Source organism: Flavobacterium sp. C4GT6 (genome assembly GCF_036347315.1).
Classification (GTDB): domain Bacteria; phylum Bacteroidota; class Bacteroidia; order Flavobacteriales; family Flavobacteriaceae; genus Flavobacterium.
In genome coordinates this window covers 102,016-111,225 of the sequence record NZ_JAZGZU010000014.1, presented here as the reverse complement: position 1 = coordinate 111,225, position 9,210 = coordinate 102,016, and the positions used below count along the sequence as shown (strand labels likewise).

Below are 9,210 nucleotides of genomic sequence, written 5' to 3'. Positions count from 1 at the left end.
GCGGATCCTGCTGGGCAGAAACATCTGCCAGACCGCACAGCGCAACTAGCGCCGCAAGGTATATTTTCTTCATGTGTCTTCTGTGTTAATAATTAGTAAACCAAGGGAGGCAAGCCTCGCCTCCCTTAGCTTTGGTTTTCTTCTTATTCTTCTCTGTTAATGTAAACCCATCCGGTTTTACTATCTCCATTACCTAATTCGATAGAGTAATAGTAAGTACCTGTTGGAAGTTCATTACCTTTTTTGTCCTGACCATACCATTCGTTAGTATAAGCTCCTTGGGTAAACACCTCTTTACCGTAACGGTTAAAGATGCTTATCTTTCTTACATTAAACCCTGTAAGATCGAAGTTGTCATTCTTAGTATCCCCGTTTGGAGAGATTCCTTTAGGAATCATACAGGCAACAGTATCTACAGTTTCAGAAAGAACTGCCGGACAGCTTACATCTCCTGTAGGAGTTACAGTCACAGTGTATTCTCCCGGTTCTTCTACAACAAGAGAAGTATCAGTTCCAACAGTAGCACCTGTTGAATCTGTCCATTCAATAACAACATCAGCTTCAGTATAGTCTTCTCCTAAAGAAACTTCTAAAATATAAAGGTTATCCTCACAACCTGCTGCAATAGTTAAAGCCGGAGTAGGAACAATATCTACAACGAAACTTGTTTCATCTGTACATTCTAATCCATCAATCTGAGCATAGATATAGATAGTTTGACTTGTCGTTATTTCATCACCAACAACAAGCATATCACCTGTTCCGCCGGCACCAGTATAATAGTTGTTATTTTCGTTTAGTGCAGGAAGCACAAAAGTATCACACTCTGCAACATCTTCCATTACATCTGCAACCGGAGATTCATGAACAGTAACAGTTACTGCTTCAGTAGCCTCACAATCTACAACAACACTTACCTCATAAATACCAGCCTGAGTAGCACTAATGCTTGTTCCTGTTTCAGGTAAATCAGCACCGTCTAATGTCCATGTAATAGTTGCATCTGCAATATCAAAGTTAATTGGCTCCACAGTTAAAGTAGTAGACTGTCCTTCGCAAACATCTAGCTCACCATCTAAAGTAAATTGTGGTGGGTTATCTGAAATAAGGATTTCAAATGAACCAATATAGTAACATTCACTTCCTGTTTCCTGTACCCTTACATAAATAGTTTCGGTTGTGTTTGTTTCATGCTCTGCAGCAAGGTTATCATCACCACCAGCAATAGCAGCCTCTTCTGTTGCATAGAAAGTTATAGTAAAGTTCTCTGGATTTGTTAATCCTGCAACAAAATCAATCATAGCATCATTAAGATCTACAGTTACCATCTCTCCTGTTGTACAAATACCAAGATCTATAAGGTTATCTACAGCAACCTCTTCAGCTAAACGAATTGTAACATCACTTTCTTTTACAAGAAGCTCACCATTACAGTTAGTGTAAGTAGCACGTGCAGTAAGTGTAGTAGGTTCTGTAACACAAACAGTAATATCAGTTTGATCACTGTAAGTCACTCCATCCTGTAACCATTCGAATACAACGTTAGTGTTTCCGTTTGGTGTAAATCTCCAAGCTTCTTCAGTTGCTGTCCACGCTCCTGTATTTCTATCTTCCGGCACAAATGCTTCTGTACCATCTGCATTTTGAAGTCCAAGTACTCCGGCACCATTTTGCCAAGATGTACATGGTACTCTATTACCAACATAAACCTCAATTACGTTAGAGATTTCGTATAGTACAATTTGAGTTGTTTGTGCGCCAACATCAGGGTTATTATTACAGCTGCTGCTAAACTGAGCTACTTCAGAGAAGTTAACTACAAGTGCACGACATGGATATGTACCTAATACCTGATAGTTAATATCAGGGTTAGCCACATCATTATTCTGGTTAGGGTCGATATCCTGATACACACCATAAATAGCGTTAAGGATAGGGAATCCTGTATTTGGGATTGTTTGGTTAAATGAATAAGGACAATATCCTTCAGCATCGGTTGTATCGAAAGAAACAACACCGTTAGAACCAACAATTACTTCAGAATAGATTTCTCCAAAGAAACAGAATTCAAAAGGAAGTTCTACTACAGGAGACCATACGTCATCTGTACCAACCGATACCGGAGTACCTCCCGTAAATGGGAACGGCGGAGCATAATCAATAGATTCTATTTCATAAGATGTTGTCTCACCAGTAAGCATGTAGTTAGCGCTTAACGGTACACAGTTGTCTTCATCAGGACAAACTATATACTCTGATCCCGGTAATACAATATCCATTTCAGGATCAAATACCTCAACATTAGCACATCCCGGTGGATTGAATATTGAGAATAATTGTGGACCTGACCAAAGGCTTGAACTGTCTTCGTCACAAATAGCTCTTACATAGAACTCATAGTATTCTCCCGAAACTATATCGTTAGCTATATATGAAGGATCATCAGTAACAATTACAGATGTAGTAGGCTCATCACCAGGAGCACCAGATCCCATATCCTGAATTACAACTTCCCATTGTGTTTCAGAACCTGTAGGTGTCCATGAAAGGTTAATATAAGAAGCTCCCTGTACTGCTTCAGCTAATAAATCTACAGGCTGAGGGCAGGTTACAACTTTAAATAATACATTATCAATAGCAGACGGTGGCTGTACTTCGGTAAATGTATTGTTTCTCCATTCAAATACTAATCTAACTGTTTGCCCTGCATAAGCAGTAGCATTAAAGATTTGTGTTTCTGTAGTCCACTCTGGGTTCTGACTGTATTCACCACCTATTTGCTGTCCGTCAGTATTTGTTATCTGAGTACCCGGTTGAGGAGTAAATGTAACCGGTACTAACCATACTCTGAAATAATCATTTTCAGAAGTATCTCCCGCAGATTTCCAGTCAAATGAAAGTTGAGCATCTGCTATAGTTGCAGGAACCTCAATATCTCTAAATGCATGTACTGTAGAACCTTGGTTAGCAGTATAAGCATTAGTCACACCTCCGTCATTTGTAATATATAATGATTTATCAGGGCTATTGCTTACTGCTGTCCCAACAGTCCAAACATTAGGCTGTTGCATATTTAGAAGAGTCCAGTTAGTATCATCTGCATCAAAGTCATCTTGAAAATCCATTTGCGCTGGTATCTGTGGTAATACAAATATTGCAGGTCCTATCCATAAACTAGTATCCCCTGCTCCACAGTTACTCCTTACCCATACATAGTGTATCCCACCAGGAGTCAGGTTATTTGCTGTAACATTTGTATCCGTAACATTTTCTGTTGGTATAGTATCATCCTCAGGAGCTATATCAGATGTACTAATATAGTAATCATATGAAGACGTAACTGTTGTTGGTGCTTCCCACGCGATATCTGCCGTTGTTTGCGTTAAATTATCTACAGTTACGTTATCCGGAGCAGGACAGGTAATAAGAGAAAGGTTAACATTATCTACCGCTGCAGGAGGGTTTGTACCCACAAAATTGTCATTTCTCCACTCAAACACAAGTCTGATGGTTGTCCCTTCATAGTTTGCAGCCGGCACAACAAAAGCCTCAGATGTCCATGAAGTATTCTGATTATAGTTACCGCCTATCTGGTCTCCGTTACTACCGTTAATCTGAGTACCTGTTACAGGGTTATAAATAACCGGAACAATCCATACTCTTAAATAATCAAAAGTACTTTCTCCGAATGCTTTCCAGTCAAAAGTAAGATATAAGTCTTCTGCACCTGCAGGAATTTCAATATCCCTGTAAGCATGAACAACTGATTCTGCATCATCAGTGTAGGCGTTTGTTACACCTCCATCATTCGTAATATAAAGAGAGCTTCCCGAACCATTACTTGTAGCAGTACCTACTACCCATTGGTTAGTTTGTGTACCGTTATTTAAAGTCCAATTAATTGTTCCTTCAAAGTCTTCGCTAAAATCAAGCTGAGCCGGAATTTGTAACGTGTTAATTGTTACAGGACCAACCCATAAACTTGTACTTCCGCTACCACAGTTACTTCTTACCCAGAAGTGGTACATTGTAGACGGAGTTAAATTGTTTAATGTTACATCATCAGCAGATACGTTACCTGTAGGAGTTGTAGTATCGTCTGGAGCTGTATCATCTTCACTTACATAGTAGTCAAATGTAGGAGTTACTGATGTTGGTCCGTCCCAGTCAAAAGTAGCACCATTTAACGTTTCGTTACCGGCAGTTAGGTTTGTTGGAATTGGACAATCAACAAACTCAAGGTTAACGTTATCTACAGCAGCTGGTGGATTTGTACCGCCACTACCATCATTTCTCCACTCAAATACAAGTCTCATTACCTGACCTGCGTAAGCAGAAGCATTAATATAATACTCTTCGGTAGTAAAGGTAGCATTCTGATTATGGTTACCTCCTATTTGTACACCGTTAGTGTTATTAATTAATGTTCCCTGTGTAGGATTGAATGTAGCAGGTACTAACCATACTCTTAAGTAATCATAAGTACTTTCACCATCTGCTCTCCAATCAAAAGATAATGTTAATGCATCTATAGTTGCAGGCATTTGAATATCCCTGTAGGCGTGAACAACAGTAGTTGCTGATGTTGTATAGGCGTTAGAAACACCATCATCATTAGTAATGTAAAGCGATTGAGTACCACCATTGTTTACAGCGTTACCTATAATCCATTTATTAGTTGAAGTACCATTGCTTAATGTCCAGCCTGATACTGCTTCAAAATCATCACTATAATCCAGGTTACCCGGTATTTGTGTAGTTGTAAAAGCAAATGGACCTGCCCATGCACTAAAAGTACCATCGTTACAGTCTGCTCTTACATAGTATTCGTAGTTAGTTGAAGGAGTAAACGGAGTACCATCTGTTTTTGCAGTAGCATCAAAGTTAACGTTTGTAGCTACTGTAGTACCAGCACCGGCAGGAATACCTGCCCCGTTGTCCTGAATTGCTATTTCCCATGATGTAGCACCATTTGCATCCCATGAAAGATCTGCAGATGCATCATCAATATTTGTTGCCGTTAAATTTGTAGGCGGCGCACAGTTAACGACCTGTACTGTTAAAGTATATGGTGTTGATTGTGGTGCAGCCCATGTAGATATTACAACATAGTATGTAGTACCCGCTGTAACATTTATTATTGGCATAGAAATAGGGTTGGTACCGTTACCGGTTCCTCCGGCAATACAGTTAACACCTATATCATCGCAGCTTTCATAAACAAAAACTCCTGCAAAGTTCCCTAAATCAGTAGCATCAATACTAATTACACCATCAGCAGGTGCGGTATAAGCATAAACTACATCGTCACCTTCAAGGTAAGAATTAGTTGTTCCACAACCTGAGGCACCAGGAGAACCACTGTAATCGTCTCCATAACCCGCTGTGTTATCTGTAGTAGAATACGGTAAAGAAGTAATCTCTATAGGCGCTGCACATGTTGCACCAAGTGCTACTGTACTAAAGTTAAGCGGGTTTGTCCAGTCACTTACATTACCGTCAGTATCACAAACTGAACGTACATAAGCTTTATAAACAGTACTGGCCTCAAGCCCGGTTGCCTGATATGGCAATGTGCCTGTATATGGCACACCAACACCTGTAGGCGCTTCGTCTATAGGAACTATTTCTATTTCCCATGCAGTAGCACCATTAGCATCCCAGTTAAGATCTACACTGTCTAACCCAGGGTTAGTAAATGTTAGGTTAGTAGGAGCCAAACATTGCTGTACAACACTTACGTTGTCTACCAGCCAGTGATCACCTCCACCGCTGTTTCCTCCAGATCTTACAAAGGCAACATAAACATCCTCTCCTACTGCATCAGCTGGCAGGTTTACCGTTGTAAGTTGATAAGCACTAGCACTGATTTCGTCATCATTCCACTCTTCAAGCAAAGTATAATCTGCCAAAGATGACGGATCTGATGAAGTGGAAATCATCACTTTTAGAACCGTTTGCTGCCCTCCTGGCTGTATCGTCATGTTATAAAAACGCAACTGAGGGTTAGCCGGTACAGTAAACTGTGGTGTAACCAACCAGTCTTCCGGAGTACCCGAAGGCACACTTTGTGACGAACAGTAAGCGGCATAGTCGCCCTCATAAGGAGGCTGAATTGGACTTCCTAATGGGCTTTGCACCCAGGTAGTAGTCGTACCAGTACCTACACCGTTGTCATAAATTCCCCAATCTGTTGGGGGCCATGTCTCAAAACCTTCCATTGCCAATTGTCCAAAACTGGCAATAGAAAATAATGACATGAAAATCATGAAAGTAAATTTTCTCATAGAATTATGTTAGTTTTGGTAGAATTAAGGAATCAAAATTAAAAAAATATAACATTTTAGTAACTTTTTGTTTTCATTTAACGTTTTCCTTAAATTATATGCGATTTTTTTACAAAATCAACTTTCATATATTTTGTATTTTTGCACTCTTTAAATAACATTTATGCTGGAGAAAGAAGAAATTAAGTTTGAAAAAACTGTAATTGTTGGAATTATAACACAAAATCAGAGCGAAGAGAAGCTAACTGAGTACCTTGATGAGTTAGAATTTTTAACATTTACAGCCGGTGGAGAGGTGATAAAGCGTTTTTCACAAAAAATGGAGAAACCTAACCCTAAAACCTTTTTGGGTACCGGAAAAATGGATGAAATCCATCATTTCATTAAAGAAAATGACATTTCGACGGTGATTTTTGATGATGAATTATCACCTGCTCAACAAAAAAATATAACAAAAATTTTTGGCGAATGTAAGGTGCTGGACAGAACCAACCTTATACTCGATATTTTTGCCCAAAGAGCACAAACCTCATATGCCCGTACACAGGTAGAGTTAGCACAATGCCAATACCTGTTACCGAGGCTTTCGGGTATGTGGACCCACCTTGAAAGGCAAAGGGGTGGTATTGGTATGCGTGGTCCCGGTGAAACGGAAATTGAGACCGACCGTCGTATTGTTAGAGACAGGATTGCCCTTTTAAAGGACAAGATCAAAACTATAGACAAGCAAATGTCTGTACAACGAAGTAATCGCGGGGCTTTGGTTAGGGTTGCCCTTGTAGGGTACACCAACGTAGGTAAGTCTACCCTTATGAATACCATAAGCAAAAGTGAGGTATTTGTAGAGAATAAACTATTTGCAACACTGGATACTACAGTAAGAAAGGTTGTTATTAAAAACCTCCCGTTCCTGTTGTCAGATACTGTAGGTTTTATCAGAAAACTGCCTACTCAGCTGGTAGAATCGTTTAAAAGTACGCTAGACGAAGTTCGTGAAGCCGACCTGCTTTTACATGTTGTAGATATTTCGCATCCCGACTTTGAAGACCACATCGCATCGGTTAACCAAATTTTACAGGACATTGACAGTATTGACAAGGCTACTATAATGGTTTTCAATAAAATTGATACTTATAAGCCGCTTGTAATTGATGAAGATGATTTGATGACAGAAAGGACATCTAAGCACTATAGCCTTGAAGAGTGGAAAGCCACCTGGATGAGCAATGTAGGAGAGAAAAATGCACTTTTCATCTCGGCAACCAACAAAGAAAATTTCGAAGAATTTAGGGAAAAAGTCTATGAAGCTGTTAGAGAAATACACATAACACGTTTTCCTTATAACAATTTCCTTTATCCTGATTATAAGGAAAATCATTCTGAGGAAAAAGAATAAAGAAAATCCGGCCTTTACAGCGCCGGATTTTTGTTTTTATATTCTTGTTTTCTCTAATTAAAATCCGTAATTAACGGCTACACCAAAAACCTGGCGTATCTGGAAACCTTTATAGGCGTTATCGTCATAAATTGTTTGGAACGACAGGTTAGTAGTCAGGTAACGGTTTATTTTCATTACTATGTTAAGCTGATAGTCCAAATCGACGTTTTGAGGATCTTCAAGATAGTTGGAATACAGGTTAAGTATGTTTTCAAACGATACATTTTCCCATACCTCAACCTTATAATAAGCCGATGCGTTAAAACCCAGCTCATAGCGCATTGATTTACCTTCGTCCACCCCAAAATAGGCAGCGTCGGGCAGGGTAAAGTTCTTATCTACAAAAGTGATTTTTGAAGTGGCCGGAGACAGGTTTATTTTAAAGTTATCGTCTTTTTTGTACATCATACCCGGACCAAAAAGCAAATAACCCGGAGACATAAAGTTGGTATATTCGTCCCTTATCTCTGCACCGTTCTCATCGGTCCCGTATTTGTATCCTTTTGTGAACTGAGTTTTAAAGTTTAAAAAGGCCGAATAGTACCATCTTTCGGTTGCCTTCTTACCCAATACCGAATTGATTTCTATTTTATCATCGGTTTTCTTGGTAAATGAGCTGTTTTTAGTCCTTACAAGACCGTAAGCACCAATAAACTTATTATCCCACGTCCACGGGCCTTTTTTGTAGTTTATATCGTAGTTTACACCTACGCTACCAGATATGTTATTCTCACCACCGGCAATCCAGTTGTCAAAAGTTGACTGGTTAAACAATAAGGATGCGTTCCCTTTTTTCGTCCATGGGCCAATGGTATCGTTATCGGCCGCTGCGGCATTCTGATCCTGTGCCTTAGCCGTTATAAAACCAAATAACGCTACTGCAAATAGTACTTTTTTCATAATAACTGTGTTGGGGTTTTACGCAAATATATATAAATAGCAGTAAAACCGTACAGTTAACAAAAAGTTAAACCTTAGGCTTTTTGTATAAAGGTACTGACGAACAGGCCTCTCCAAACATAATGCTTCTGGCTACGGGCATTAGTTTTTGCATGGCTAACATATAAGCCTCTTCGGGTACAGGTTTGTGTGAACATCCCTTAATGATTACGGGATTTCCTTCATAAGGAGAGTAGTCTAATCCGTTAAGGATGTCGTTATATATCTTCACATCAAGCTGATGTAGTTCTCCCTGCATTACACTTTTAGCAAAAGGCTGTAAGTATGAAGTAATAAGCATGTAGACCCATGCAGGTACAATGGCATCTTCACTGCAATATATTGCTACATATTTATCCTGATACTGTTCCCAGTTATGGTCTTTTAGCGCCTCACGGAAATCTTTTTCCTTAAGCACCAGTCCCTGCCAAAGCCACTGGGTAATATCTATAGCTATTCGTTCCTCTTTCGGGTAATAATCTTCCAGATCAAAAACCTGTAGGGCGCTGTTTGCCACCCTGTTTACTATTTCTTCTTGTTCCATTA

4 protein-coding genes are annotated in these 9,210 nt (G+C 39.5%); 1 reads left to right on the top strand and 3 read right to left on the bottom strand.

Annotated features, from left to right (window positions below):
* Positions 1-143: 143 nt before the first annotated feature.
* Positions 144-6,287 (bottom strand): fibronectin type III domain-containing protein, encoded by a 6,144-nt coding sequence (locus V3Z67_RS14805; RefSeq protein ID WP_330444048.1) that lies wholly within the window; start codon positions 6,285-6,287, stop codon positions 144-146.
* A gap of 163 nt (positions 6,288-6,450) precedes the next feature.
* Between V3Z67_RS14805 and hflX the strand changes: the two genes are divergently transcribed.
* Positions 6,451-7,683, top strand: coding sequence for a GTPase HflX (hflX, locus tag V3Z67_RS14800; RefSeq protein ID WP_330444047.1), 1,233 nt, complete (start codon positions 6,451-6,453; stop codon positions 7,681-7,683).
* A 57-nt stretch (positions 7,684-7,740) separates the two neighbouring features.
* Here the strand turns inward: hflX and V3Z67_RS14795 are convergent, their stop codons facing one another.
* Positions 7,741-8,625, bottom strand: coding sequence for a DUF3078 domain-containing protein (locus V3Z67_RS14795; RefSeq protein WP_330444046.1), 885 nt, complete (start codon positions 8,623-8,625; stop codon positions 7,741-7,743).
* 67 nt (positions 8,626-8,692) lie between these two features.
* Positions 8,693-9,208, bottom strand: coding sequence for a DUF2480 family protein (locus V3Z67_RS14790; RefSeq protein WP_330444045.1), 516 nt, complete (start codon positions 9,206-9,208; stop codon positions 8,693-8,695).
* Between the last annotated feature and the right edge of the window lie 2 nt (positions 9,209-9,210).